A 25,489-nucleotide genomic window follows, 5' to 3' on the forward strand; every position below is an offset into this window, starting at 1 on the left:
CCTCTTGTTGTTAGTACTGCCGGGCCTTGGCCAGGTGTTCATTGAGTTTTTTTGCCGCTGCATTCGTGCGTTCACTGGTGGACACCTGCGCCACACCCACCCGCCACCACGACAGGTAGCCGTGGATCATGGTCTTGGGCAGCACCTTGATATCGATCAGGGTCGAGACGGTTTGCGTGCGCGCATCGGCCAGGGCCGCTTCCAGCTGCTCTACCGTGCTGACCTTGTAGGTCTTGCAGCCATAGGCCGCCGCACTCATGGCGAAATCCACCGGCACTAGGCCGCCGTCGAGCTTGCCGCTCTCGGGGTTACGAAAGCGGAACTCCGTACCGAAGCTGTCCATGCCGTTGCCGATCTGCAGGTTGTTGATGCAACCGAACGCCATGTTGTCCAACAGCACCACGTTGATCTTGCGGCGCTCCTGGATCGAGGTGGCCAGCTCCGAGTGCAGCATCATGTAGGAGCCATCGCCAACCAGGGCGTACACCTCCTTGCTTGGCTCGGCCAGCTTCACGCCCAGGGCAGCGTTGATCTCGTAGCCCATGCATGAATAGCCATATTCGACGTGGTAGGTGTTGACGCCCTTGCTGCGCCAGGCACGCTGCAAATCGCCGGGCAGGCTGCCGGCGGCAGCCACGATGATTGCGTCATCGGCCAGGCGTACATTGAGCACGCCGAGCACCGCGCTTTGGGTCAGGCACGAACCGGTCAGCTCGATGAATTCCCGCAGGACGGCACGGTCCAGGTGGTCGTCGACTTCGGGGACAAACTCATCGCCCTGGTAGTGCACCTGATGCACGCGGTCCACTTCGGCGTCGAGTTGCGCCTTCGCGCCAGCGACCTGTCCGCCCCAGCCCGAACGGTAATCGCCCAAGGCATCGGCCAGTGCTTCAAGCGCAACTTTCGCATCGGCCAGCACTTGCACACCGTCCAGCTTCAACGCATCGCAGGGGCTGATATTGAGGTTGAGAAACTTCACCTCGGGGTGCTTGAACAGCGATTTTGACGAGGTGGTGAAGTCGGTATAACGAGTGCCGATGCCAATAATCAGGTCGGCCTCAGGCGCCAGCAGGTTAGCCGCCAGGCAGCCGGTTTCGCCGATGCCGCCGACGTTCAACGGATGGCTGGAAACCACGACGCTCTTGCCCGCCTGAGTTTCCGCGAAAGGAATATCGAAACGCTCGGCAAAGGCTTGCAGTGCCTGGTTGGCGCCGGAGTACTTGACCCCGCCGCCGCAAATGATCAGCGGCTTGCGCTTGCCGCGAAACGCAGCCAGCGCGTCACCGATCATGGCGCTGGTGGCCGGGCGTCGGTCGATGCGGTGCACGCGTTTTTGCAGGAAATAGTCGGGGTAGTCCCAGGCTTCGGCTTGTACATCCTGGGGCAAGGCCAGGGTCACCGCGCCGGTTTCAGCCGGGTCGGTCAGCACGCGCATGGCATGGATCGCCGCGGTCATCAGTTGCTCCGGGCGGTTGATGCGGTCCCAGTATTTGCTTACGGAGCGGAAGGCGTCGTTGGTACTGATGCTCAGGTCGTGGAATTGCTCGATCTGCTGCAACACCGGGTCGGGCTGGCGGCTGGCATAGACATCACCGGGCAGCAACAGCAACGGGATGCGGTTAGCGGTGGCGGTGGCTGCGGCGGTGAGCATATTGGCCGCGCCCGGCCCGACCGAGGCCGTGCATGCATAGATCTTGCGGCGCAGGTGCTGCTTGGCAAACCCGATGGCGGCATGGGCCATGCCTTGTTCGTTGCGGCCCTGGTGCACCACCAAGTCGCCGCTGTCCTGCTCCAGGGCCTGGCCGAGGCCCAACACATTGCCATGCCCGAAAATAGTGAATACCCCGGCGACGAACTTACTCTGTACGCCATCGACCTCGATGTATTGATTATCCAGAAACTTCACCAGGGCCTGGGCCATGGTCAATCTTGTTGTGGTCATCACTTGCACCTTGTGTGACTGCAATTGAAGTGTTCAACACCGATCCACTGTGGGAGCTGGCTTGCCTGCGATAGCGGTCTATCAGTTGCACATGTATTGCCTGACACACCGCTATCGCAGGCAAGCCAGCTCCCATATTTTTGATCGCGTTATGGCAAGGGCTTTTGCAAATACGCCATGCTGCTGCCCAATGCCTGCCGGATATCCGCCAACCCATGCACGCTTTCGGCAAACGGCTCAAACGACAAATAGCCGCTGTAGCCAGTGCTGAGCAAGGTGTCGATCTGCGCCGCATTCCCGAGGATATCGTCCTCGCCCACCAGCACGCGGTGGCCGTCGCGGATCGAGTCGAGCGGCGCCTCGCGGTCTTCCACCCCGGAGATATGCACCAGCCCGGTCAGCTCCGGGAAGAACTCATGCTCGCCGGCCAGGTGATGGTGAAAGGTGTCGTGCACCACACGAAACACATCCAGGCCACCGATGGCCTTGATGGCATCCACTGCCACGCGCTTGCGGCGCAGGGCGGATACGGTGAAGCCCAGAGGCTCGATGAAACCCAGAATCCCGTACTCGCGCAGGATCAACGCCAGCTCGCTCAACGCCGTGCGCAAACCGGCGGCGCGCTGCGCGTCGTTGCGCGTATCACCAGGCTGATTGAACGGGCACATCACCAGGCCCTGGGCCCCGCACTCACGGGCGTAGGTGGCCAGTTCGATTGCCTGGGCACGGCGTTCGTCGTTCCACACATCAAAGGGGTACAGCGCGTTGATCGACAACACCTTGATGCCCTGCGCGGCGCACAACTCACGCACGCGGCTGGCGGACATGCCGTATTCGATCTCGCGGTTCTTGAGGTCGTTGCGGATCTCGATGGCATCGCACTGAAGGGCTTTGGCCAACTGGATAAAATCCGCCAGGGGCAAATCAGGCGCGACCATACGGTTAAGGGCAAAACGTAGCGGCGACTTCATTGTTGTTGTTCTCCGTCCAAAACCGTTTAAAGGTCCAGCAGCCAGCTGTGCTGCGGGTCGTTATGGAAATGCCAGGCGCGCTTGGGGCCGGCCATGACGTTGAGGTAATAAGACTCGTAGCCATACGGCACGCTGACCGGGTGATACCCCTTGGGCACCACCACCAGGTCGCTGTTTTCCACGGCCATGGCCTGGTCGATGCTGCGATCATCCGTGTACACACGCTGGAACACGAAGCCCTGGGGCGGGTTGACCTGGTGGTAGTAGGTCTCTTCCAGAAAGCTCTGGTGCGGCAGGTCGTCAGTGTCGTGCTTGTGCGGCGGGTAGCTGGAGGAATGCCCGGACGGCGTGCGCACTTCCACCACCAGCAGCGAATGGGCCGGCTCGCTGTCAGGCAGGATGTCGCACACGTAACGGGTATTGGCGCCTTTGCCGCGCACACTGCGCTTGCACTGCTCGGGGCGGATCAAGCGCGGGGCAAAACCCGTAGCACCCGGCGCTGCGCAGACGGCAATCTGCACGTCGCTCAGGGCCGTGACTCGGGCGTCAGTGCCCGGCGGCAAATAGGCGGCGAACGGTGACTTGTCTTCGAACACCGACTGGCGATCCCCCAGGTTCTGCCAATTGAAGCCTTCGCCTTCAATATTCACCCGACCGCTGAGCAGCACCAGGCACAGTTCCTGATCGCCCGCACTGACCGGCAGGGTTTCACCCAGACTCAGGCGGTACGCGGCAAAGCCTACGTACTCCAGGCGACCCGCCTCCAGGGCAACCATGGTTTGCCCGCGTTTGCTGCTTTTGACCAACAAGCTCATCACTCAAGTCCTCTGGTTGAGAAGCGCACGCAGGGTGTCGTAACCCTTCTTGGCGTAGATATAGCTGGGCGCCACGGCCGGGTCCTGCTCGGCTTCCACCACCAGCCAGCCCTTGTAGTTCGCCGCGAGCAACACATCCAGCAACGGTGCGAAGTCGATATCACCATCGCCAGGCACGGTAAAAGTGCCGTTGACGATGCAGTCCGGGAAGCTCCACATCTGGTTGCGCGCCAGTTGCACCACGGGTTTGCGTACATCCTTGAAATGCACATGGCAGACGCGGTCGATATGCTTGCGCAGCACCTCGATGGGTTCGCCGCCGCCCATGTAGCAGTGGCCCGAATCGAACAGCAAGCCGACTTCCGGGCCCGTGCGTTTCATCAACTGGTCGATGTCCTCGGGGGATTCGACGTACGCGCCCATATGGTGGTGATAGGCCAGGCGCACGCCCTGGGACAGGGTGAAACGCGCCAGCTCGGTAAGCTTGTCGGCGTAAGCCTGCCAGGCCTGTTCACTGTGAAAACGCGGGCGCTCGATCAGGCGGATGCGCGAGCCCTGGATCGAGTCAGCCACTTCGCCGTATACCAGTACCGAGGCGCCGTTGTGTTTGAGTAGTTCGACATGGGCGGCAATCGCCTCGATTTCTTCAGCCACCGAACGGTGGGCCAGACGGCTGGAGTACCAACCGGACACCAGCGCCAGGTCATAAGGACGCAGCACGTCAGCGACGCCCTTGGCATCCTTGGGGAATTTGCCGTTGAGTTCAAAACCTTCGTAGCCGATGTCCTTGCCTTCGCTCAGGGCCGTGCTCAGCGGGGTCTCACCGCCGAGGGCCGGGAGGTCGTCGTTGCTCCAGGAGATCGGGTTGATGCCAATTCGGATTGCGGGCATGGCTGCACCTTTTGTTTTTATCTTCAGAATTCACTGGGATCTGCTTTGTGTGGGAGCTGGCTTGCCTGCGATAGCGGTGTGTCAGGCAGTACATTTGCAACGGATAGATTGCTATCGCAGGCAAGCCAGCTCCCACATTTGATCGTATTTACTGTCGGGCGCTGAGCCAGGCATTGATGAGCTGTTCGAAGGTCGCCTGCACCTGCTGGATCAGCGTTTCATCATCAATCTCCCCCGCCATCCACGCCCGGCTCGGCTCGTGGAAGATCGTGCGGCCCACGGCAAACCCACGGCAGGTGCTGCTCTGGCTGGCTTGCTTGAAGCCATCGGCGAGAAACTCGGGGGAAGCATTCAGGCCCAGCAACACCACGCCACGGCAGTAGGGGTCGCGTTCCTGGATCAGTTCGTCGAGCTTTTTCCAGTCTTCGGCCGATTGGGTTTCGATCTTCCACCAGGCCGGGTAAATGCCAAGGTTGTAAAGGCGTTTAAGGCTGCGGTAGAGCACGTCCGGGTAGGTGGACGGGTGATCCTTGGGTGGGATGACTTCCAGCAGCAGTTCGTGACCACTGACCAGCGACGCCTCGTACACCGCCTTGAGTTGCGCTTCCTGTTCCAGGCGCAGCATCGGCTCGTCATCGGGGTGAAACTGCACCAGGCACTTGATGATGTGTTCCTGGGGCCAGGCAATCAGGTTGCTGCCGATCGAACGCCCGTGCTCGAACGCCAGGGGCCGCGAGTTCTGCACTTCCACCGGGCGAGCAATCCACCAGCCGCGACCGCTGGCGGCGTTGAGTGCATCCTGGCCAAAGCGTTGGTCGGCTAGCAGGCCCACATCCGCCTCGACGCCCTGCTCGCTGAGTTTGCGCTCCACGCGTTCGATGGCCTGGATAAACAACTGCTTGATGTCGCTGATACGCTCAGGGGCCTGGCCGCCTTTTTGCGCCAACTCCACCAATTGCCAGCGGTGGTCGAAGGCAAAGACGAACAGTTGCTTCCAGACTTTGCGCGGCACCGTGACACGGTGCAGGCGTTGCAGGGTCACGTCCTGGTCCGGCCGGGTGATGGGCACGGGGCTGTTGAACAGGTAATCGAGTTCGGCGGGGGTCGGCATCGCTGGCGCACAGGCGTGGCGCGATACCACCAGGCCGCCACAGGCATTGGCCAACTGGCTGCAACGCTCATCGCTGGCGTCATTGATCCAGCCGCTGAGAAAGCCCGACATAAAAGCATCGCCTGCGCCCAGCACGTTGAGCACTTCAACCCGCACGCCAGGATAGATGGCCCCGTCTTCCAGGCGCGCCGGGATTGCGCCGTGGATCACCGTGCAGCCCTGGGGGCCGAGCTTGACCACCAGGGTGGCCGGGGTCAGTTCACGCACGGTGCGCAGGGCCGTGAGCAGGTCTTCACTGCCGCCGGCAATCAGGAATTCCTCTTCGGTGCCGACGATCAGGTCGAAACGCGGCAGGATCTTCTGCACATGCTGGCTGACATTCTGGTCGGCGACGAAACGGGTTTCGCCATCGGCCTTGCCGGCCAGGCCCCACAACACAGGGCGGTAGTCGATGTCCAGCACGCGCTTGACGTTGTGCCTGGCCGCGTAATCCAGGGCCTGGAGGCTGGCTTTGTACACGCCGTCGGTGGAGAAATGCGTACCGGTGATCAACAACGCTTTGCTGGAGGCGATAAAGGCTTCGCTGATGTCTTCGGCGCGCAGGGCCATGTCGGCGCAGTTTTCGCGGTAGAACACCAGGGGGAAGGTTTCGCGGTCCTTGAGGCCCAGCAGGACCAGGGCGGTGAGGCGCTCAGGGTCGACCTTGATGCCACTGACATCACAGCCTTCGCGGGCCAGGGATTCCACCAGGAAACGGCCCATGTGGTCATCGCCGACCCGGCTCAGCATCGCCGACTTCAGCCCCAGCCTGGCGGTGCCGAAAGCGATGTTGGCGGAAGATCCGCCCAGATACTTGGCGAAGCTGGACACATCCTCAAGCCGCGCACCGACTTGCTGCGCATAGAGATCGACGCCCAGGCGCCCGAGGCAAATCAGATCCAATTGACGCCCACTGGCAAAACGAGTCTGGCCCATGCTGGCTCCTGTTATTTTTATCAGCCTGCGTTGTGCCGCCGTGGCGACGGCAAACGCTCTTGGTGGGAGCAGACTAGAACGTCCGGTGGCAGCAATCAATATTTATTCCATAATTATTTTTAGTGGAATATTTTTTCCAACACCTCAGGATAGCGGCACGCCAGCGCCCATGCATCGTTTCAGCAGGCCACGCGGGCCGTGATGCCGGGGTATTTTTTTGCGCCTACCCTGTAGACTTGCGCCACCTATCAGCGCATCAGACGAACACGCCAGAAGGATTGCCCATGTCCCGCACCGATCCCGAGACCACCCTGGAAGAAACTGTCGCCAGCCCTCCGATCAATGCCGAACGCCTGTTGCAGCTGATCACCGACGAATACGAGAGCCTGCCGCGCCAGCTCAAGCGTATCGCCAGCTACATGAGCCAGCAGAGCGACCGGATCATGGTCGACCGCATCAGCGACATCGCCCGGGAATGCGAAGTGCACCCCTCGGCCATCGTGCGGTTCTCCCAGCGTTTCGGCTTTAGTGGGTTCAGTGAGATGCAGGCGCTGTTTCGCGAGGCGTATACCCACAAGACCACGCCGGTACAGAACTACCAGCAGCGCATCCGCAGCATGATCGCCAACAAGTCCCAGAAGGCCAGCGGCGGCGACCTGGCGCGCGAGTGCGTCAACGCCACCCTCTCGGGCATCGAACGCTTGGGGCTGGAGTTGGACGATGCGGCCTTCGAGAAAGCCGTGGACCTGGTGGTCAATGCCGACAACATCTACGTGGTCGGCGTGCGCCGCTCCTTTGCGGTGGCCGACTACCTGGTCTACAACCTGCAGCACACAAACAAGCGCATCCACCTGATCTCGGGGCTAGGCGGCAGTTATCGCGAGCAGATGCGCAGCGTGCGCGCCAATGACCTGGTGATAGCCATCAGCTTCACGCCCTACGGCAAAGAGACCCAGCACTGCCTGCGCATCGCGCAGCATCACCAGGCCAAGACCCTGATCATCACCGACAGCAACCTGTCGCCCCTGGCCAAGCGCGCGAATGCGGTGCTGTTGGTCAATGAAGGCTCCTCGTTTGCTTTCCGCTCGCTGAGCGCCACGCTGTGCCTGTGCCAGGCGTTGTTCATTGCGGTGGCGTATCGGTTGGAATTGAAGGTGGATGAGATTCATGAGCAGGTTGGGTTCGACGACTGACCCGCCACCTGTAGGAGCGAGCTTGCTCGCGCAAAACGCAAGAACGCCGCGGCCATTTTGAATGAACGCGGCGCCCGGCAGTTCTTCGCGAGCAAGCTCGCTCATACAATTAGTGCATGAAAATCGCGATCAGAATGATCAGCGGAATCGGCACGCCGAGGAACCACAGCAGTAATGAGCGCATCATGTTCTCCTTGAATTAACGAACGTAGTTTTCGGTTTCGACGTACACCACGGCATCCCGGCGGCGACCGCCGAAGGTGGCGGCGAAGCTGGCGAAGAACGCCCCGATGAGCAGCGCTACAAAGGTCCACAGCGAGGTGTAAGCCGCCACTTTCGCTGCGGTTTCAGCAGCTTGCTTGGCTTTGAGCTTGGCGTCTTCGACGGCTTTGCGCGCATCGCCATAGACCTTGTCGATGCGGGCTTCGGCATCGGCCTGGCTCAGGTTGGTACGTTGGCTGATCAGTTGGGCCAGGTAGGCACGATCTTCCGCTGCCAGTTGGCCGTCGTTGCTCAACGTGCGCGTCAGGATGCGACCGACTACGGCGTGGGCTGCATCATCGCTGACCGCCGCTGGGCGATCATCGCGAAACAGGCTGTCGACGTAGTAACCGAAGTCACCACTGTCGGCACCCTTTGCCGCGCTGCCCGCAGCTTGGGTGAGGCCGCTGGCGGCACCCGATGCCACGCTGGCGCCAGCTTTCACGCCGCCGCTGACCACACTGCTGACCGAACCGACCACCAACATCGCCGTGATCAATGTGGCCACTGCCCACGCCAGGAAGCCATGGGCCGTGTCGCGAAAGTACACCTCGTCGCCGTGCATATTGGCCCACTTTACCCGCAAACGACCGGCGATATAGCCGCCCAGGCCAGAAGCGACAATCTGGGTGAACGCCAGCCAGACAATTGTGGAAATGCCAAGGCCCTTGGCGCTGATACCGCTGTCAGCCCAAGGCGACACCGCCGAAAAGCCCAGGCCGAAGCCCAGCAATACCAAGATCAATGACAATGCAGCCGCCGCAGCGGCACCGGCGAAAATCGCCCCCCAGGAAACCCCGGAGAGCGTGCTTGACTCTTGCAGCGTGGATGAGGATGTGATCATTGTTGTTTTGCTCCAGGCACGAAAAATGATGTTACAAGTCTCAAAACGGACAGTGCAGGCAGCGTGCCAGCTGCGATTGAAATTAAATTCCTTTAATTTCAATGATTTATTTAAATTGAACTTAGCCAGATCATGCAGGTTGCAATAAACGGCGATATTAGGCGGGCGTAATGCACTCCCCTGTGGGAGCTGACTTGCCTGCAATAGCGGCATGGCAGCCAACGAATATGCCAGCAGGTAAGCCGCCATCGCAGGCAAGCCAGCTCCCACAGTGCGATGTCGGCTTTAAGAAGATGAAGTTTTATTTAGGAAACATTCAGCAACTTCTTGGCAAAATGTCGCCACTTCTAGTGTGAACGCTCACCAGGTAATCCTATGACCCGCATTTTGACCATCGAGGATGACGCCGTAACGGCCCGCGAGATTGTCGCCGAGCTGAGTAGCCATGGACTGGACGTAGATTGGGTGGACAACGGCCGCGAGGGCCTGGTCCGTGCCGTGAGTGGTGATTACGACCTGATCACCCTTGACCGCATGCTGCCCGAACTGGATGGCCTGGCCATCGTCACCACGTTACGCACTATTGGGGTGTCTACGCCGATCCTGATGATCAGCGCCCTCTCCGATGTCGACGAGCGCGTGCGCGGCCTGCGTGCCGGCGGCGATGACTACCTGACCAAGCCGTTCGCCTCGGATGAAATGGCCGCCCGTGTCGAGGTGCTGCTGCGGCGTAAAAGCACGGTCCAGGAATTCGAAACCGCCCTGCGCGTGGCCGACCTGGAACTGAACCTGATCAGCCGCGAAGCCAGCCGCGCCGATCAACCGCTGACCCTGCTGCCCACTGAATACAAACTGCTTGAATTCCTGATGCGCAACACCGGGCAGATCCTGTCGCGGATGATGATTTTCGAGGAAGTCTGGGGCTATCACTTCGACCCCGGCACCAACCTGATCGACGTGCACATCGGCCGTTTGCGCAAGAAAATCGACCCACCGGGCCTCACGCCGCTGATCCGCACGGTACGAGGCTCGGGTTATGTCATTGCTGAACCCCTCTAAAGGCTGGCGCTCTTCCAGCAGCCGCTTGCTGGCGCTGTACAGTTCGTTGTTCGTGGCGTGGAGTTGCATCCTCATGGGGGTGCTGTACTACGAGGTCTCAGGCTACCTCAGCGACTTGTCGCGCCATTCCCTGTTGCAGCGCCAGCATCTTTTCCAGCGTTTCGACGGCGAAGAACTGGTGGAAGCGCTGACCACCAGCATGACCTTCGACATGAAGGGCGTGGACGCCTACGGCCTGTTCGATGAGCAATTTCGTCCCTTGAGCGGGCCGATCCGTGCCGTGCCACCCGACCTGCCGCTGGATGGCAAGATCTACGCCCTGACCAATTGCGTGCAATCCGATGACCCCAAACTGCCCAAGGACAGCTGCGATGCCGTGGCCACCCACACCGAAGACGGCCGCTGGCTGGTGCTGGTACGCGCCAACGGCTCGTTGTTCGGGGTAACGCGGATTATCTGGCACGCCCTGCTGTGGGCGCTGTCCTTGACCATCATTCCTGGCGCTGCCGGCTGGCACCTGCTGCGCCGTCGCCCGTTGCGGCGTATTCGCGGGATCCAGGCCAGCGCCGAGGCCATCGTCGCCGGCGACCTCACGCACCGGTTGCCGCTGTCCAACCGGCGCGACGAGCTGGACATGCTTGCCGCCATCGTCAATGCCATGCTCGACCGCATCGAAAAACTGATGAACGAGGTCAAGGGCGTGTGCGACAACATCGCCCACGACCTGCGCACCCCGCTCACCCGCTTGCGCGCCCAGCTTTACCGCATCAAGCAACAAGCCGAGGAAGACTCGGCCCACGCGGTAAAGCTCGATGACGCCATCGCCGAAACCGACACGCTGATGGCACGTTTTCGCGGGCTGCTGCGCATCTCGGAACTGGAAGACCACCAGCGCCGCTCGGGCTTCCTGGTGCTGGACCCGCTGCCGTTGCTGCGCGAGCTGCATGATTTCTACCTGCCCCTGGCCGAAGAAGGCGAACTGGAGCTGGTGTTACAAGCGCCTGACTCACTGCCGTGGATTACCGGTGACCGTGCGCTGTTGTTTGAAGCCCTGGCCAATCTGCTGAGTAACTCGATCAAGTTCACCCCGCCCAAGGGCAAAGTGATCCTGCGAGCAGTCAACGACCTGGGCAGTACGCGCATCGAAGTGCTCGACTCCGGGCCAGGCATTCCGGCTGCCGAGCGCGCGTCGGTGTTCCAGCGTTTCTATCGGGTCGATGAGAGTGATCAGCAAGGCGGCTTTGGGCTGGGCCTGTCGATTGTGGCGGCGATCATCAACTTGCATGGCTTCAAGCTGGAGGTGGGCACCAGTGAGTTGGGCGGCGCCCGCCTGGTGCTGGAATGCCGCCAGCAACTGATGCCGGAATAAGCGTGCCCTAGAGCACGCTGCCCATGGCCTTGATCAACACCGGGTCACGCGCATAGATATCCGGCGCGTACACCAACTCGCCCTGACGATCCACTTCTACCGTCCAATACCCCAACAGCACCGGTACCGGCGTGGCCAGCCTGAATTCATGGGTTTCGCCGGTCGCCAGCAGCTCATCGGTGCGAGTGCGTTCGGCCGGCGTTACCAGCAGGTCGCGCAATAACAACGGTTGCTCGACCCGCACGCATCCCGAACTGAACGCCCGTGGGCCCTTGGTGAACAAGGGCTGGCTGGGGGTGTCATGCAGGTACACCGAATACGGATTGGGAAAGCGCATCACAATCTTGCCCAGCGGGTTACGCGGACCGGCCTGCTGGCGCAGCAGGATATTGCCGGGGCGTGCCCAGTCGACCTGGTCGGGCGTCAAGGGGTGACCTTCGGCGTCGAGCACTTGCAGGTTTTGCTGGCGCAGGTATTCAGGGTTGAGACGGATGGCTGGCAGTTTGTCCTCGCGCATGATGGTCGGTGGGATGGTCCAGGTGGGGTTGAGGGTCAGCCGGGTAATACGCGACTTGAGCAACGGCGTCTGGCGTTCGGCCCGGCCTACTTGCAGGCGGGTTTGCCACACCGGGATGCCGCTCTGGTACACGCTCAGTTGCGCGGCGGCCACATTGACCACGACGCCTTCAGGCTCCAGGTCCTGGGCCAGCCAGCGGAAGCGCTCCAGGTTGATGCGCAGTTGTTCACGACGCATCGCCGGGCTGATATTGAGTTCAGCCACGGTGCCGGCGCCGACCACGCCGTCGGCCTGCAACGAGTGGCTGAGCTGGAAGGCTTTCACCGCCTTGACCAATTCGCCCTGGTATTGCTTGCCGTTGCCGCTGGGCAACTGGGCCAGGTAGCCACCGCTGTGCAGGCGCCGCGCCAACTCCGGCACCCGGGCGTCGTTCATGCCCGGGCGCAGCAACGCGCCCTCGGCGACCGGGTCCCAATGGGGCAGCGGCTGCTGGCGCACGCCGGCATAGGCATTGCGCAGGCTGCGGTACAAATCGGCGCTGGGCCGCGCATGATCGAAGGCTTGGGCCATGTCTTGCAGGCCGGTGGCGGCGAACGCCAGTACTTGGGTATTCGGATCGCCACTGGGTGGCTGGGAGTGCCAGAGGGGCTCAAAGCGCGATTGCTGCAGGCGCCCGTAATGCAAATCCTGCAGGGCTTGCAGGTACTGCTGGCTGTTGGCGATATCGCTGCACAGCACGTTGGCCGTGGCATCCGCCGCGGGCAAGCTATAGTGGGTGGGGTCCAGGCCATCGTCGGCAAGCATCAGCAACTGGCTGTGCAAGGCATGCCGGCGTTCGTCAGCCGACCATAGCGGGGCATCGCCCTGCTGCTGGTAAAAGGCTTGTAGGCGCACCAACGCGGCGGCATCTATGCGCGGCGCAAGGTGCGGGCAGACACTGGTCAACTGCGCCAACGCCTGTTGCAGTGGCGCCAGCGCGACCGGTGCAGGGGTGGTGACGGGCAATGGCTCCACCGGCAGCGTTTCGGCTGTAGCGACCAATGGTGCAACGAGCAGGCAAATGCTCAAGTAACATGCGTGTTTTTTGAACAATTGACTTAGCTCCACTCCACAGCGGGGACTCGACTGTAGATGCTGACTTTTATACGCCTGCTCAGGCTAACCAGCCTGGGCTTGATCACTGGGTGCCTGGCTTTATTGAGCAATGTTGCGCTCGCCGCCAATGGCACCTCTCCTTCCCTGTATAGCAGCCTGGCGCGCTCGGCTCCAGAACTCAATCCCACCGTGCTGAAAAGCGCCCTGAGCGCCGTGCAGTGCGCGGTCAATAACGGCGAGGAGCGTTCCGATCGCCTTGCGGTTATTGACTACTCCCAGCCCTCGACCGCCCGTCGCCTATGGATCTTCGACCTGCGCAAAAAGACCTTGGTTCTACGCGACCTGGTGGCTCACGGTGCCAAGTCCGGGGAAAACTTCGCTACCCAGTTCTCCAATCTCGAGGGCAGCCACCAGTCGAGCCTGGGCTTGTTCCGCACCCAGGAAAGCTACCTGGGCGCCCATGGCTACTCGCTACGCATGGACGGTCTGGAACCCGGCTTCAATGACCAGGCCCGCGACCGCGCCATCGTGATTCATGCTGCCGACTACGTCAGCCCATTGTGGAGCAAGCGCGAAGGCCGTATCGGCCGCAGCCAGGGTTGCCCGGCCGTGCGTCCGCAAGTCGCCCGCCAAGTGGTGGACAAGCTCAAGGACGGGCAGTTCATGTTTTCGTGGTACCCCGACCAGCGCTGGCTGAAGTCATCGACCTACCTCAATTGCAAACCCCAACAGGTGGCGAGTAGTCGTACAATCCGTGGCGGATAGCCTGTCCCCACTGATAAAAGAGAACGTCGCATGCTTCTACACACCTCCACCTGGATCGAAATCGGGCAGTTCCTGGAACGCAGCCGCACGGTGGTGATTCCCATCGGTTCCAACGAGCAACATGGCCCCACCGGCCTGCTGGGCACTGACTGGATGTGCCCGGAGATCATCGCCCACCACGCCCAGAAGCACGCCGACATCCTGGTCGGCCCGACCTTCAATATCGGCATGGCCCAACACCACCTGGGCTTTCCCGGCACCATCTCCCTGCGCCCTTCCACCTTTATCGCCGCGATTGGCGACTGGGTGCGCTCGCTGGCCGGGCATGGTTTCGAAAAGATCCTGTTCCTGAACGGTCACGGCGGCAACATCGCCACGATTGAAGCGGCGTTCTCCGAGCTGTACGCCGAAGCCAGCTTCGCCCGCCGCCCGGCCGGGTTTGCGCTGAAACTGGTGAACTGGTGGGACCTGGAAGGCGTCACTGACCTGGCCCAGCGTCAATTCCCGGTGGGGCATGGCAGCCACGCCACGCCATCGGAAATTGCCGTGACGCAGTGGGCGTATCCGGATGCGATCAAGTCTGCCGAGTACTCACCGCAAATCGCCAACACTGGTCCGATCCGTGAAGCCCTGGACTTCCGTGCGCGCTTCCCTGACGGCCGCATGGGCTCGGACCCGGCGTTGGCTACTGTGGAGAAAGGCGGTGAGTTGGTGGCGTTGGCGGCGCAGGGATTGGTCAAGACTGTCGACAGCTTCAGCAACGAAGCCAAACCCTGATCCAAATGGGCGCCAATACCCTGTAGGAGCGAGCTTGCTCGCTCCTACAGGGTGGATTTGCGTTGTGCCCGGCTTTATTTGCAATCCTGGGCGGCCTGCTCGAGCCTAGATGGCTTGATCGCCGAAGCCAACGGCTTGCGCTCATACAGGAACACTTTGGTGCCGTCCTGGGACTTGTAGGCCTCCAGCACATCATCGGCGGCAATCTTGCTGGTCAACAGCACCTTGGCGTGGCGCGAGTTCTGGGTGACGGTCGAGGTGATGCCGTGCTTTTCCAGCTTGGGCAATACGCATTGCACATAGCCATCGGGGGTCTTGTTGGTTTGCAGGGTCAGCGATGGGGCGTTGGGCGCCGTGATACAACCGGTCAGCAGCAACGAAGCACAAGCCAGGGCCGAGGCGAAGAAAGAGCGCATAAACATTCCTGAAAATAACCAAATAGGGTTCACAACCATCGCGGATCAACCTGCGCGAACCAGGGCCTTGAGCGACGCATCGAACTGCTTCAGGGCATCTTGCTGTACATCGCGTTGTTGCTCGATCAGTGCAGCAATCTCCGGCGCCGCCTTGTCGTGCACCCACACTGACGGCACGTGCTTATCCACCGAGCCTTCGGCCTTGGCGATAAATTGCAGGTTCGCGTCGTAGAAGCGTGCGACAAAGCGTGCTTCGACCCGGTCATTACGCTGGGTGAGCAATTGGTTATGGGTATCGAGCACCACCACCACATCCGGGTGCGCCTGCACCAACTCATCCAGGCTGCTATAGACCGTCACCGAGAGAAAAGTGCCCTGCAACGAGTGCATCAACCAGTCGATCGCCAGTTCCGGGTCGGAGCTGTTGACGAACGCCTCGCGAATCCGCCCATCCAGGGCATCCTTGGCGCCGTTCTGCGCCATGGCGTGGTAGCGTTCAAGGTAGCTGAGGTTGTCGCGGGTGTTTTCACTGAACAATACCCCCACCGACTGGGCACGCTGCAGGGAGTCTACGCTACCCACCAGTGGCAGCAAATGGCCTGTACGCACTTCATCGGCCATCGCCGGGGTGGTCATGACCGCGGTGCCCAGCATCAGGGCCATCAAAGCCAACTGGATAATCGTCCTCATCGCGCATTTTTCCTTGGGCTGCGTCTCGATGTGCAGATTCTGCGCGTTTGGCGAAAAAACAGAACTTGTGATCCTTGATGGTGACTATCATTTGAACCGATAGTGTCAGGCCGCCCATAAAATCTATAAGGACCCCGCCATGAAGCCCTACCAGAAAATCTTCGATCGTATCCGCGAGGCGGTACTGCCAGAGTTTCGCGAGCGAGTCGCCGACTACCTGGTTGAGTACGAAACCGTGTTGCTGAACTCACACGCCGACGCCGCGAAAAGCAGCGCCAGCGCCGAGCAATTGCGCGGTTATTTGCGCGGTTTGAACACCATGCGCGTGCTGGGCATGGCCGACTGGGAAGACCTCGACCGGCGTGTTGCCCAGCAGGCACAACTAGAGCGCGGGCCGTCGCAGCTCGACCCACTCGCGCACTGACGGCCGCTGCCACTGGCGTTGCGCGTAGGCCACCAGCTGCGCTGGCATGGCGTCACCGTTGAGGATCAGGCGATTGAGCATCACCGCCAGGTCCACATCGGCAATCGACCACTGGCCGCACAGGTACTCGCGGTTATCCGCCAGCAAGGCTTGCGCCGCGCTGATCAACTTGGTCGCGGCGGCTTGAGCCTCTGCTGACAACGGCGGCCTCTTCTGCGAGCAGAACACCACCAGGGTCGAGCGCTCCTGGCGAATCGGCAGCAAGTCGCTGCGCAACCACGCTTGAACCTGTCGCGCCCTCGCCCGCTGTTGCACATCCGCCGGGTACACGCGGGTTTCGGGGTAGGCCTGGTCCAGGTACTCGGTGATGGCCGAAGACTCAGACAATGCAAAATCACCGTCTACCAAGGTCGGCACTCGCTGGGTCAGGGAGCGTTGGGCGTAATCTGCCGCCTGGGTTTGCCCGGCATCGAGGTCCAGGGTGAGGGTCTCGAACGCCAGGCCTTTTTCGCGCAAGGCGACAAACACCGACATGGCATAGGGGCTGGTAAACAGCGAATCAACGTAGAGGTGCAGCGGGCCTTGGCTCATGGGCAATCTCCTGGGGTGAGGCGTCACGCTACGAGATCCCGGCCGATAAAGACAATGCAGGGTTTTTATGGGGGCATTCCTGGCGGGAATAGCGCGGCTAGTGGCAATATTATGGCTACCGCTGATTTTCAAGGAAGGAACAGCACATGAAACAAGCAGTTGTGGTTATCCACGGCATCGGCGAGCAGCGCCCAATGGACACCTTGCGCGGCTTTGTCGAAGCGATGATCCCCACGGACACCCCCGATGGCAAACCTCTGTACTGGAGCAAGCCGGATCGGCTATCGCGCAACTTCGACCTGCGCGTACTGAAGGCCTCGGGCCGTACCTCGACGGATTTCTATGAGTACTACTGGGCCCACAAGATGCAGGGCACCAAGTTCGGCCATCTGCTGGGCTGGCTGTGGGACATCTTCAAGCGCCCGCGTCGCGACATTCCCGAGGCCATCGTGCCGATCTGGCGCAGCACGCGCTGGACGGTGCTGGTGTTATTGCTGCTGGTTGCCAGCGGTACATTGGCCACGGCCTGGGGCCAATTGCCCCCCAGCGACAACCCCTTCGCGCTGATCCCCCTGCTGCTCGTGGCCATGGGACTGGGGCTGCGCTATTCGGCGCTGGCGTACCTGGGAGACGCCGCACGCTACCTCAGCCCCAACCCGCAGAACGTGAGGGTGCGCGAGCAGATCCGTGCCGACGGTGTAGACCTGCTGCGTGCCCTGCACAACCAGGGCGACTACGAGCGCATCATCGTCGTGGGTCACAGCCTGGGCAGCGTGATTGCCTATGACATCGTCGGCTACCTCTGGCATGAATACCACGACCAACTGACCCAACTGACCCCCAGCAACCGTGAGCTGGCGGCCCGTTATGCCAACCGCGAACCGCTGCAACCGGTGGTCAAGGATGCCCTGCCCGCCGCCGGCGCCTTGCTGGACGGCAGCCTGAGCAGCCTGTTGAATTTTCGTCAGCAACAGACCGAAGCTTTTGCCGAACAGCGCGGCCTGGGCAACCCCTGGCGCATCACCGACCTGGTCACGGTCGGCAGCCCAATGGCCCACGCCAGCCTGTTGCTGGGCCGCAGCGTCAGTGACTTCCAGCAGCGTATGGAACGCCGCGAAGCCCCGGCCTGCCCGCCCACCGAAGACACCCAAGGCTACGGCTACAACGCCCGCCAACCGCTGATGCTCGGCCAAAAGCCCTTCACCCCGCACTACCTGCACCACGCCGCAGCCTTTGCCGTCACGCGCTGGACCAACCTGTACTTCCCTGCCCCCTTCGGCCTGTTCGGCGACATCGTCGGCGGCCCGGTCAAGCCCGTGATGGGCGGCGGCGTGCTGGACTTGCCGGTGACCGTGGGCAATGGCAAAGGCTGGCTGGCCAAATCCTGGTTGAGCCACACTCACTATTGGAGCGAACGCGGCGGTACGCAGGGTTACCTCAGCGCACTGGGCAAGGATGAACAGGCGATCAACCAGGGCCCGCGTCCTTCGGCCACTGAAGCGTTGCGATGGGCAATTGACCTCAAGGGTGTGCGGCGGTTTCGCCGCGTTGGCGCCCAGCGAAGCCTGGCGCCAGAGCACGCTTAACCGGCGAAGCCACCGGCCTTGAGGAAGGCGCGTTCTTCGTCGGTGCTCGTCCTGCCCAACACCCCATTACGATGGGGAAACCGCCCGAACCGCTCGATGATGTCGGCATGCTCCTTGGCCCAGTGGTAGGTGCTGGCATCCAACTGCTGGTTCAGGGCCAGGGAGCGTTGCTGGTCCTGGGGGTCTTCCGAATGTTCAAAAGGCAAATAGCAGAACGCACGCAACTGAGGTTCAACCTGTTGATCCAATCCTGCGTCCACCATCTTTCGCGCATACAACCGCGCCAGCGGGTCGGTGGCGAACATATGCGCCGTGCCGCGAAAGGCGTTGCGCGGGTACTGATCCAGCAGGATCAATAACGCCAGCGCGCCATCCGCCGTGGTCAACCAGTCTTCGAGTTCACGCCGTGCAGCCTGCATATGAGCCGCGTTGAATCTATCGCGAAAGTCCCTATCGAACCCCTCGTCCTTGGCGAACCAACGCTTGGGCCCCGCCTGTTTCCAGAACGCGATTACGGCTTCGGCCGAGTGTGGGGTCATGCTTGTCATCAGCGCCTCGCTTAATGTTATAGAATAACGTCAATATTTTGCCTGCGTGTGATCCTTAACTTATGACTGACGCTATGACTTTACGCAAACGCCTGCTGTCCATCGACGCCCTGCGCGGCCTGGTGATCCTGTTTATGTTGCTGGACCACGTGCGTGAAACCTTCTTGCTGCACCGCCAGGTCAGCGACCCCATGAGCATAGACAGCACCGAGCCTGCGTTGTTTTTCAGCCGCACCCTGGCCCACTTGTGCGCGCCGGTGTTTGTGCTGCTCACCGGATTGTCGGCTTGGCTGTACGGCCAGAAATATCAGGGTCGTCGCGACGTGTCGGCATTCTTGTTCAAGCGCGGGCTGTTCCTGGTGGTGCTGGAATTCACCCTGGTCAACTTCGCGTGGACCTTCCAACTGCCACCCAGCGTGATCTACATGCAAGTCATCTGGGCCATCGGCATCAGCATGATCGCCCTCGCCGCTTTGGTTTGGCTACCGCGTGCCTGGCTGATCGGCTTGGCGCTGGTGATTATCGCCGGGCACAACCTGCTCGATGGGTTGCACGTTGCAGCGGGCTCGATGTTGCATGTGCAGTGGACGATCTTGCATGAACGCAACTGGATTGAAGTCTCTGAAAACCTGCGCCTGCGCACCACCTACCCGGTGCTGCCATGGATCGGTGTGATTGCCCTGGGTTACGGCCTCGGGCCATGGTTTGCCGATGCCACGCTGCCGGCTGTGCGCCAGCGTTATTTACGGGTCGCGGGGGTGGGCGCGTTGGTGGGCTTTGGGTTGCTGCGCGCGCTCAACGGCTATGGCGAGCAGCCTTGGCAGGTGTATGACAGCAGCGTGCTGACGCTGATGAGCTTTTTCAACATCACCAAGTATCCGCCTTCGCTGTTGTTTCTGGCGTTGACCCTGGGGATTGGCTTGCTGTTGCTGCTGGCGTTTGAACGCGCGGGGCATAAGCGCTGGATCGGCGTGCTGGCGGTGTTCGGCGCGGCGCCGATGTTCTTTTATCTGTTGCACCTTTATGTACTGAAAATCCTCTATGTGGCCTGCGTTGCGCTGTTTGGCCTCAACCATGGCAATTACTTTGGCTTCGACGGTATCGGTGCGGTGTGGTTGGCAGCGCTGCTGTTGCCGATTGCCCTGTACTTGCCGGTACGTTGGTTCGCCGGCCTGAAAGCACGGCGGCGGGACCTGGCGTGGCTCAAATACCTCTGACCTGATGCAGGCTAATTGTGCGGGGCGGTGTGTCAGCTACTAAATATTCAACTGAACCACCGCTTTCGCAGGCAAGCCAGCTCCCACACTGGTTACGCATCGCCCACATAATCAGCGCCTGCCACAGATCCCCTGTGGGAGCGGGCTTGCTCGCGAATACGGTGTGCCAGCCACTGCTGCGGTGACTGGAAGACCGCATTCGCGAGCAAGCCCGCTCCCACAGTTTTTAACCGCGCCCGGGTTCAGGAATCAGGCCAGTTCAGCACGCAGTTGGCGAGCGGCGGTGACCATATGAATGAGCGCCGCCTCGGTCTCCGGCCAGCCCCGCGTCTTCAAGCCGCAATCGGGGTTCACCCATAAGCGCTCTGCCGGAATCCGCTTGGCGGCCTTGCGCAGCAAGTTGGCCATTTCCGAGGCATCCGGCACCCGCGGCGAGTGAATGTCGTAGACCCCCGGGCCGATCTCATTCGGGTAGGCGAAGGCTTCGAACGCGTCGAGCAGCTCCATGTCCGAGCGGGAGGTTTCGATGGTGATCACGTCGGCATCCATGGCGGCGATGGACTCGATCACATCGTTGAACTCGCTGTAGCACATGTGGGTGTGGATCTGGGTTTCATCGCTCACGCCACTCGCGCACAAACGAAACACTTCAGTCGCCCAGTCGAGGTAGGGTTGCCACTGCGCCTGGCGCAACGGCAAGCCCTCACGAAAAGCCGCTTCGTCGATCTGCACGATCTTGATGCCGGCGGCTTCCAGATCGACCACTTCGTCACGAATCGCCAGGGCCAGTTGCCGGGCTTGCACTTCTCGGCTCACGTCTTCCCGTGGGAACGACCACATCAACATGGTCACCGGGCCCGTCAGCATGCCCTTCATCACCTTGTCGGTGAGGCCTTGGGCATAGCGAATCCACTCCACGGTCATGGCGTTCGGGCGGCTCAGGTCGCCGACAATCACTGCGGGTTTCACGCAACGCGAACCGTAACTCTGCACCCAACCGAACCGGGTAAACACGTAGCCATCCAGTTGTTCGGCGAAGTACTCGACCATGTCGTTACGCTCGGCTTCACCGTGCACCAACACGTCCAGGCCGAGGTTTTCCTGCACCTCGACAGCGTGCTTGATCTCACTGTGCATGGCATCGACGTATTCGGCGTGGCTCAACTTGCCGGCCTTGTACGATTGGCGCGCCAGGCGGATCGACGCGGTCTGTGGGAACGAGCCGATGGTGGTGGTCGGGAACAGCGGCAGGTTAAGGCCGGCCCGTTGCTTTTCGATGCGCTGGGCAAACGGCGACTGGCGCTGGCTGTCCTGCGCCGTGATGGCGGCCACACGAGCTTGAACGGCAGGTTTGTGAATGCGTGACGATGCGGCGCGAGCTGCCTGCACCGCGCGGCTCTCAGCCAGGGCGGTGAGTACGCCAGGGGCTTCGGGCTGATCAACGGCCTTGGCCAGTAGCGCCACTTCCGCACACTTCTGCACGGCGAAGGCCAGCCAGCTTTTCAATTCGGCATCCAACTGGTCTTCCCGTTCCAGGTCCACCGGGCTGTGCAGCAGCGAGCAGGACGGCGCGACCCACAGGCGATCGCCCAACTTCTCATGGGCATGCTGCAAGATGGCCAGGGTTTTTTCCAGGTCGCAACGCCACACGTTTCGGCCGTTGACCACGCCCAGGGACAGCACCTTGTACGCTGGCAGACGGTCGAGGATGGTCGGGTACTGGTCCGGTGCACGCACCAGGTCGATATGCAGGCCATCCACCGGAAGATTGGCAGCCAGGCCAAGGTTTTCCTCCAGGCCGCCGAAGTAAGTGGCCACCAATTTTTTCAGCGGGTTGCGCTGGATCAGGTTATAGGCGCGCTCAAAAGCGTTCTTCCAGTCCTGGGGCAGATCGAGCGCCAGGATTGGCTCATCGATCTGCACCCATTCCACGCCCAATTCGGCCAGGCGCTGGAATATCTGGCCATACAGCGGCAGCAGTCGCTCGAGCAGGTCGAGCCTGTCGAAGTCAGCGCCCTTGGCCTTGCCCAGCCACAAATAGGTCAGCGGGCCGATCACCACGGGCTTGACGCTGTGCCCCAGGTCGAGGGCTTCCTGGACCTCTTCGAAGAGTTGATCCCACGCCAGGTGGAATTGCTGATCGACGCTGAACTCCGGCACCAGGTAGTGATAGTTGGTGTCGAACCACTTAGTCATCTCCTGGGCATGGGCACCGCCGCAGCAGCTGTCACTGACGCCACGGGCCATGGCGAACAAGGTATGCAACGTGGCCTGGCCATCGACCGGGCGGAACCGCTCAGGGACCACACCGAACATCAACGAATGGGTCAGCACCTGGTCGTACCAGGCGAAATCACCGACCGGCAACAGTTCGATACCGGCTTGCTGTTGCAGCGCCCAGTGGGTGCTGCGCAAGTCACGGCCAACGGCGCGCAGGCCGGCTTCGTCGAGCTCACCCTTCCAGAACGCTTCCTGCGCTTTTTTCAGTTCACGATCGCGTCCAATGCGTGGAAACCCGAGGGAATGAGCGACTGCCATGACTTACAACTCCGATGGTCTAATTGATGGCGGTCATTGTCGGCAGAGGGATGTCTTGAGACAAACTCATTTTGCTCTAGATCATCACAAGATTCACTCATGTTCAGGTGGGCATGATATTAGCGGCGCTACTGTGGGTGTTTGTGGTGCCAGAGCCGGCGTCATCGCGGCCTCGCTGAGGCCCGAGCGCTCACACAGGGGGCGGGGTGATTCTTATGAACGGTCATACTTACGCCCTATGCTTAACGTGGCGCGCAAAATCCGCCGGCTAACCTTTCGATCTGTTCCAAGTGCGGGCACAATGCGTGTCCTTTTTTGGCAGGCACCGCCGCAGGCTCTCAAAAATGATCAAAACGCCGTACTACCTCATCGATAAACAGAAGCTTCTGGTCAACATGCAGAAGATTGCCTACGTGCGCGAACAGTCCGGCGCCAAGGCTCTGCTGGCGCTCAAGTGCTTTGCCACCTGGTCGGTATTCGACTTGATGCAGCAATACATGGACGGCACCACCTCGTCGTCGCTGTATGAGCTCAAGCTCGGCCGCCAGAAGTTCGAAGGTGAAGCGCACGCCTACAGCGTGGCCTGGGCCGACGATGAAATCGAAGAGATGCTGGAGAACTGCGACAAAATCATCTTCAACTCCATCAGCCAACTGCAGCGTTTTGCCGAACGCAGCGAAGGCAAGATCCGCGGCCTGCGTGTGAACCCGCAGGTGAGCAGCTCTGACTACCTGCTGGCCGACCCGGCGCGCCCGTTCAGCCGCCTGGGCGAGTGGGACCCGGTGAAGATCGATGGCGTGATCGATCAGATCTCCGGCTTCATGTTCCACAACAACTGCGAGAACGGCGACTTCAGCCTGTTCGACAAGATGCTCGGCACCATCGAAGAACGCTTCGGTGCGCTGCTGCACAAGGTCAAGTGGGTCAGCCTCGGCGGCGGCATCCATTTCACCGGTGAAGGCTATGCACTGGATGCATTCTGCGCACGGCTCAAAGCGTTCTCCGAGAAGTACGGCGTGCAGGTCTACCTGGAACCCGGCGAAGCGGCGATCACCAATAGCGCCTCCCTGGAAGTCACCGTGCTCGACACCCTCTACAACGGCAAGAATCTCGCCGTGGTCGACAGCTCCATCGAAGCCCACCTGCTGGACCTGCTGATCTATCGCCTCAACGCCAAGCTGGCGCCGAGCGAGGGTGAACACACCTACATGGTGTGCGGCAAATCCTGCCTGGCCGGGGACATCTTCGGCGAGTATCAATTTGATCGTCCGCTGGCCATCGGCGATCGGCTGTCGTTCATCGACACCGCAGGCTACACCATGGTCAAGAAAAACTGGTTCAACGGCCTGAAAATGCCGTCCATCGTAGTGAAACAACTCGACGGTACAGTCGAGGTGGTTCGTGAATTTGGTTACGACGACTACCTGTCCAGCCTGTCCTGAGCTGGCGGATAAAGGAGAGATAAAGCAATTGAAAAAGAACGTTCTTATCATTGGTGCAGGAGGTGTCGCCAAGGTGGTGGCCCACAAGTGCGCGCAGCACAACGACGAACTCGGTCGTATTGCTATCGCGTCGCGCAACATCTCCAAATGCCAGGCCATCATCGACAGCGTCAAGGCCAAGGGTAGCCTCAAGGTTCCCGCCGATATCCAGGCCTTCGCGCTGAACGCCCTGGACGTGGAAGCGACCAAGGCCCTGATCCGCGAGACCGATTCGCAGATCGTCATCAACGTCGGCTCCGCCTTCCTCAACATGTCGGTACTGCGTGCCTGCATCGACACGGGCGTGGCTTACCTCGATACCGCCATCCACGAAGAGCCGGGCAAGGTCTGCGAGACCCCGCCGTGGTACGGCAACTACGAGTGGAACCACCTGGAAGAATGCAAACAGAAGAACATCACCGCCATCCTTGGCGTGGGCTTCGACCCAGGTGTCGTCAACGCGTATGCCGCGCTGGCGCAGCAACAGCATTTCGACCGCATTGATTCGATCGACATTCTCGACGTCAATGCCGGCTCCCATGGCAAATACTTCGCCACCAATTTCGATCCGGAAATCAACTTCCGCGAATTTACCGGGCAGGTGTGGAGCTGGCAGAACAGCCAGTGGACCAGCAACACCATGTTCGAAGTCAAACGCACCGACGACCTGCCGGTAGTTGGCTCGCAGAACCTCTACCTCACCGGCCACGATGAAGTGCACTCGCTGTCGAAAAACCTCGACGTGCCCAACGTGCGTTTCTGGATGAGCTTCGGCGAACACTACATCAACGTGTTCACCGTGCTGAAAAACCTCGGCCTGCTCTCCGAACAGCCGGTCAAGACCGCCGAAGGCCTGGAAGTGGTGCCGTTGAAAGTGGTCAAGGCCGTGCTGCCCGACCCTTCTTCGCTCGCCCCGGGCTACACCGGCAAGACCTGCATCGGCGACCTGGTCAAAGGCACCAAGGATGGCCAACCGCGTGAGATGTTCATCTACAACGTGGCTGATCATGAAGAGGCCTATGCCGAGACTGACAGCCAGGGCATCTCCTACACCGCAGGCGTACCACCGGTAGCCGCTGCACTGCTGGTGGCGCGTGGCGAGTGGGATGTGAAGCACATGGCCAACGTCGAGGAACTGCCAGCTGAGCCGTTCCTCAAGGCGCTGGATGTGATGGGCTTGCCGACTCGGATCAAAGACGAGAACGGTGATCGGGCCTGGGATGCGACGGCCTGATAGGCCATAGCTGACCGAGCAAAAAATGCGCCCCAAGGGGCGCATTTTTTGTTTTGGCTCACCTACAATTCGAAGAACAATGAGGATCAAAATGTGGGAGCTGGCTTGCCTGCGATGGCGACCAGTCAGTCAATGATTCTTCAACTGAACCACCGCTTTCGCAGGCAAGCCAGCTCCCA

The 25,489-nt window shown here is 60.9% G+C and carries 23 protein-coding genes; 11 read left to right on the forward strand and 12 right to left on the reverse strand.

Features of this window, described 5'->3' with window-relative positions; genetic code table 11:
• Positions 1 to 10 precede the first annotated feature (10 nt).
• The 5 genes from iolD to AC4PS6_RS13195 form a co-directional block, all read right to left on the reverse strand.
• Positions 11 to 1,942, reverse strand: coding sequence for a 3D-(3,5/4)-trihydroxycyclohexane-1,2-dione acylhydrolase (decyclizing) (gene iolD, locus AC4PS6_RS13175; protein ID WP_020301794.1), 1,932 nt, complete (start codon positions 1,940 to 1,942; stop codon positions 11 to 13).
• Positions 1,943 to 2,091: 149 nt separating this feature from the next.
• Positions 2,092 to 2,913, reverse strand: coding sequence for a TIM barrel protein (locus AC4PS6_RS13180; protein ID WP_014718770.1), 822 nt, complete (start codon positions 2,911 to 2,913; stop codon positions 2,092 to 2,094).
• A 26-nt stretch (positions 2,914 to 2,939) separates the two neighbouring features.
• Positions 2,940 to 3,728, reverse strand: a complete 789-nt coding sequence (iolB, locus tag AC4PS6_RS13185; protein ID WP_019817190.1) for a 5-deoxy-glucuronate isomerase — start codon at positions 3,726 to 3,728, stop codon at positions 2,940 to 2,942.
• 3 nt (positions 3,729 to 3,731) lie between these two features.
• Entirely contained in the window at positions 3,732 to 4,619 is an 888-nt protein-coding gene (iolE, locus tag AC4PS6_RS13190) for a myo-inosose-2 dehydratase (RefSeq protein WP_019817189.1), read from the reverse strand.
• A gap of 148 nt (positions 4,620 to 4,767) precedes the next feature.
• Entirely contained in the window at positions 4,768 to 6,705 is a 1,938-nt protein-coding gene (locus AC4PS6_RS13195; RefSeq protein ID WP_197883303.1) for a bifunctional 5-dehydro-2-deoxygluconokinase/5-dehydro-2-deoxyphosphogluconate aldolase, read from the reverse strand.
• On the opposite strand from AC4PS6_RS13195, the gene AC4PS6_RS13200 reads away from it, so the two are divergent.
• On the forward strand, positions 6,704 to 6,907 hold the full coding sequence (locus AC4PS6_RS13200; RefSeq protein ID WP_492180850.1) for a hypothetical protein: 204 nt from the start codon (positions 6,704 to 6,706) through the stop codon (positions 6,905 to 6,907). The genes AC4PS6_RS13195 and AC4PS6_RS13200 overlap by 2 nt on opposite strands.
• A gap of 82 nt (positions 6,908 to 6,989) precedes the next feature.
• Positions 6,990 to 7,898, forward strand: a complete 909-nt coding sequence (locus AC4PS6_RS13205) for a MurR/RpiR family transcriptional regulator (RefSeq protein ID WP_005787722.1) — start codon at positions 6,990 to 6,992, stop codon at positions 7,896 to 7,898.
• A 199-nt stretch (positions 7,899 to 8,097) separates the two neighbouring features.
• On the opposite strand, the gene AC4PS6_RS13210 is transcribed toward AC4PS6_RS13205, so the two are convergent.
• The gene (locus tag AC4PS6_RS13210; protein ID WP_014718774.1) at positions 8,098 to 9,003 is read right to left on the reverse strand and encodes a hypothetical protein; all 906 of its coding nucleotides are present in this window, start codon (positions 9,001 to 9,003) and stop codon (positions 8,098 to 8,100) included.
• 375 nt (positions 9,004 to 9,378) lie between these two features.
• Between AC4PS6_RS13210 and AC4PS6_RS13215 the strand changes: the two genes are divergently transcribed.
• Entirely contained in the window at positions 9,379 to 10,062 is a 684-nt protein-coding gene (locus AC4PS6_RS13215) for a response regulator transcription factor (protein ID WP_003191687.1), read from the forward strand.
• The gene (locus AC4PS6_RS13220; protein ID WP_014718775.1) at positions 10,040 to 11,431 is read left to right on the forward strand and encodes a sensor histidine kinase; all 1,392 of its coding nucleotides are present in this window, start codon (positions 10,040 to 10,042) and stop codon (positions 11,429 to 11,431) included. Before AC4PS6_RS13215 ends, AC4PS6_RS13220 begins: the two co-directional genes overlap by 23 nt.
• Positions 11,432 to 11,438: 7 nt before the next feature.
• On the opposite strand, the gene AC4PS6_RS13225 is transcribed toward AC4PS6_RS13220, so the two are convergent.
• Positions 11,439 to 13,040: a L,D-transpeptidase family protein gene (locus tag AC4PS6_RS13225; protein WP_336827459.1), complete on the reverse strand. Its 1,602-nt coding sequence runs from the start codon at positions 13,038 to 13,040 to the stop codon at positions 11,439 to 11,441.
• A 39-nt stretch (positions 13,041 to 13,079) separates the two neighbouring features.
• Here AC4PS6_RS13225 and AC4PS6_RS13230 point away from each other — a divergent pair, with 39 nt between their 5' ends.
• Both AC4PS6_RS13230 and AC4PS6_RS13235 read left to right on the forward strand, forming a co-directional pair.
• Positions 13,080 to 13,808 (forward strand): murein L,D-transpeptidase catalytic domain family protein, encoded by a 729-nt coding sequence (locus AC4PS6_RS13230; RefSeq protein ID WP_019817186.1) that lies wholly within the window; start codon positions 13,080 to 13,082, stop codon positions 13,806 to 13,808.
• A gap of 30 nt (positions 13,809 to 13,838) precedes the next feature.
• Positions 13,839 to 14,585 carry a creatininase family protein gene (locus AC4PS6_RS13235; protein ID WP_014718778.1) on the forward strand — a complete coding sequence of 249 codons (747 nt, stop codon included), beginning with the start codon at positions 13,839 to 13,841 and terminating at the stop codon, positions 14,583 to 14,585.
• A 74-nt stretch (positions 14,586 to 14,659) separates the two neighbouring features.
• On the opposite strand, the gene AC4PS6_RS13240 is transcribed toward AC4PS6_RS13235, so the two are convergent.
• Together AC4PS6_RS13240 and AC4PS6_RS13245 are read right to left on the reverse strand one after the other, a co-directional pair.
• Positions 14,660 to 15,001 carry a hypothetical protein gene (locus AC4PS6_RS13240; RefSeq protein WP_014718779.1) on the reverse strand — a complete coding sequence of 114 codons (342 nt, stop codon included), beginning with the start codon at positions 14,999 to 15,001 and terminating at the stop codon, positions 14,660 to 14,662.
• Between the two features lie 45 nt (positions 15,002 to 15,046).
• On the reverse strand, positions 15,047 to 15,691 hold the full coding sequence (locus AC4PS6_RS13245) for a hypothetical protein (protein ID WP_014718780.1): 645 nt from the start codon (positions 15,689 to 15,691) through the stop codon (positions 15,047 to 15,049).
• A gap of 139 nt (positions 15,692 to 15,830) precedes the next feature.
• On the opposite strand from AC4PS6_RS13245, the gene AC4PS6_RS13250 reads away from it, so the two are divergent.
• Complete coding sequence (locus AC4PS6_RS13250; protein WP_014718781.1) at positions 15,831 to 16,115, forward strand: hypothetical protein; 285 nt, start codon at positions 15,831 to 15,833, stop codon at positions 16,113 to 16,115.
• On the opposite strand, the gene yfcF is transcribed toward AC4PS6_RS13250, so the two are convergent.
• Positions 16,074 to 16,706 carry a glutathione transferase gene (gene yfcF / locus AC4PS6_RS13255; RefSeq protein ID WP_020301788.1) on the reverse strand — a complete coding sequence of 211 codons (633 nt, stop codon included), beginning with the start codon at positions 16,704 to 16,706 and terminating at the stop codon, positions 16,074 to 16,076. The two genes, AC4PS6_RS13250 and yfcF, sit on opposite strands and share 42 nt — an antisense overlap.
• Positions 16,707 to 16,852: 146 nt before the next feature.
• Here yfcF and AC4PS6_RS13260 point away from each other — a divergent pair, with 146 nt between their 5' ends.
• Entirely contained in the window at positions 16,853 to 18,292 is a 1,440-nt protein-coding gene (locus AC4PS6_RS13260; protein ID WP_014718783.1) for an alpha/beta hydrolase family protein, read from the forward strand.
• On the opposite strand, the gene AC4PS6_RS13265 is transcribed toward AC4PS6_RS13260, so the two are convergent.
• Positions 18,289 to 18,831 carry a DUF924 family protein gene (locus AC4PS6_RS13265; RefSeq protein WP_020301786.1) on the reverse strand — a complete coding sequence of 181 codons (543 nt, stop codon included), beginning with the start codon at positions 18,829 to 18,831 and terminating at the stop codon, positions 18,289 to 18,291. The two genes, AC4PS6_RS13260 and AC4PS6_RS13265, sit on opposite strands and share 4 nt — an antisense overlap.
• Positions 18,832 to 18,902: 71 nt before the next feature.
• On the opposite strand from AC4PS6_RS13265, the gene AC4PS6_RS13270 reads away from it, so the two are divergent.
• Complete coding sequence (locus AC4PS6_RS13270) at positions 18,903 to 20,057, forward strand: acetyltransferase domain-containing protein (RefSeq protein WP_336827457.1); 1,155 nt, start codon at positions 18,903 to 18,905, stop codon at positions 20,055 to 20,057.
• 249 nt (positions 20,058 to 20,306) lie between these two features.
• On the opposite strand, the gene metE is transcribed toward AC4PS6_RS13270, so the two are convergent.
• Entirely contained in the window at positions 20,307 to 22,595 is a 2,289-nt protein-coding gene (gene metE, locus AC4PS6_RS13275; protein WP_492180851.1) for a 5-methyltetrahydropteroyltriglutamate--homocysteine S-methyltransferase, read from the reverse strand.
• 344 nt (positions 22,596 to 22,939) lie between these two features.
• Between metE and AC4PS6_RS13280 the strand changes: the two genes are divergently transcribed.
• Together AC4PS6_RS13280 and AC4PS6_RS13285 are read left to right on the forward strand one after the other, a co-directional pair.
• On the forward strand, positions 22,940 to 24,037 hold the full coding sequence (locus AC4PS6_RS13280; protein WP_019817180.1) for a carboxynorspermidine decarboxylase: 1,098 nt from the start codon (positions 22,940 to 22,942) through the stop codon (positions 24,035 to 24,037).
• 28 nt (positions 24,038 to 24,065) lie between these two features.
• Complete coding sequence (locus tag AC4PS6_RS13285) at positions 24,066 to 25,310, forward strand: saccharopine dehydrogenase family protein (RefSeq protein ID WP_019817179.1); 1,245 nt, start codon at positions 24,066 to 24,068, stop codon at positions 25,308 to 25,310.
• Positions 25,311 to 25,489: the final 179 nt, after the last annotated feature.

Source organism: Pseudomonas sp. DW-iso17 (assembly GCF_058725345.1).

What these genes read in the sequence shown, in the direction of transcription:
- iolD (WP_020301794.1), bottom strand. Translation starts at nt 1,942, where the DNA reads ATGACCACAACAAGATTGACCATGGCCCAGGCCCTGGTGAAGTTTCTG.
- AC4PS6_RS13180 (WP_014718770.1), bottom strand. Translation starts at nt 2,913, where the DNA reads ATGAAGTCGCCGCTACGTTTTGCCCTTAACCGTATGGTCGCGCCTGAT.
- iolB (WP_019817190.1), bottom strand. Translation starts at nt 3,728, where the DNA reads ATGAGCTTGTTGGTCAAAAGCAGCAAACGCGGGCAAACCATGGTTGCC.
- iolE (WP_019817189.1), bottom strand. Translation starts at nt 4,619, where the DNA reads ATGCCCGCAATCCGAATTGGCATCAACCCGATCTCCTGGAGCAACGAC.
- AC4PS6_RS13200 (WP_492180850.1), top strand. Translation starts at nt 6,704, where the DNA reads ATGCTGGCTCCTGTTATTTTTATCAGCCTGCGTTGTGCCGCCGTGGCG.
- AC4PS6_RS13195 (WP_197883303.1), bottom strand. Translation starts at nt 6,705, where the DNA reads ATGGGCCAGACTCGTTTTGCCAGTGGGCGTCAATTGGATCTGATTTGC.
- AC4PS6_RS13205 (WP_005787722.1), top strand. Translation starts at nt 6,990, where the DNA reads ATGTCCCGCACCGATCCCGAGACCACCCTGGAAGAAACTGTCGCCAGC.
- AC4PS6_RS13210 (WP_014718774.1), bottom strand. Translation starts at nt 9,003, where the DNA reads ATGATCACATCCTCATCCACGCTGCAAGAGTCAAGCACGCTCTCCGGG.
- AC4PS6_RS13215 (WP_003191687.1), top strand. Translation starts at nt 9,379, where the DNA reads ATGACCCGCATTTTGACCATCGAGGATGACGCCGTAACGGCCCGCGAG.
- AC4PS6_RS13220 (WP_014718775.1), top strand. Translation starts at nt 10,040, where the DNA reads ATGTCATTGCTGAACCCCTCTAAAGGCTGGCGCTCTTCCAGCAGCCGC.
- AC4PS6_RS13230 (WP_019817186.1), top strand. Translation starts at nt 13,080, where the DNA reads ATGCTGACTTTTATACGCCTGCTCAGGCTAACCAGCCTGGGCTTGATC.
- AC4PS6_RS13235 (WP_014718778.1), top strand. Translation starts at nt 13,839, where the DNA reads ATGCTTCTACACACCTCCACCTGGATCGAAATCGGGCAGTTCCTGGAA.
- AC4PS6_RS13240 (WP_014718779.1), bottom strand. Translation starts at nt 15,001, where the DNA reads ATGCGCTCTTTCTTCGCCTCGGCCCTGGCTTGTGCTTCGTTGCTGCTG.
- AC4PS6_RS13245 (WP_014718780.1), bottom strand. Translation starts at nt 15,691, where the DNA reads ATGAGGACGATTATCCAGTTGGCTTTGATGGCCCTGATGCTGGGCACC.
- AC4PS6_RS13250 (WP_014718781.1), top strand. Translation starts at nt 15,831, where the DNA reads ATGAAGCCCTACCAGAAAATCTTCGATCGTATCCGCGAGGCGGTACTG.
- yfcF (WP_020301788.1), bottom strand. Translation starts at nt 16,706, where the DNA reads ATGAGCCAAGGCCCGCTGCACCTCTACGTTGATTCGCTGTTTACCAGC.
- AC4PS6_RS13260 (WP_014718783.1), top strand. Translation starts at nt 16,853, where the DNA reads ATGAAACAAGCAGTTGTGGTTATCCACGGCATCGGCGAGCAGCGCCCA.
- AC4PS6_RS13265 (WP_020301786.1), bottom strand. Translation starts at nt 18,831, where the DNA reads ATGACCCCACACTCGGCCGAAGCCGTAATCGCGTTCTGGAAACAGGCG.
- AC4PS6_RS13270 (WP_336827457.1), top strand. Translation starts at nt 18,903, where the DNA reads ATGACTGACGCTATGACTTTACGCAAACGCCTGCTGTCCATCGACGCC.
- metE (WP_492180851.1), bottom strand. Translation starts at nt 22,595, where the DNA reads ATGGCAGTCGCTCATTCCCTCGGGTTTCCACGCATTGGACGCGATCGT.
- AC4PS6_RS13280 (WP_019817180.1), top strand. Translation starts at nt 22,940, where the DNA reads ATGATCAAAACGCCGTACTACCTCATCGATAAACAGAAGCTTCTGGTC.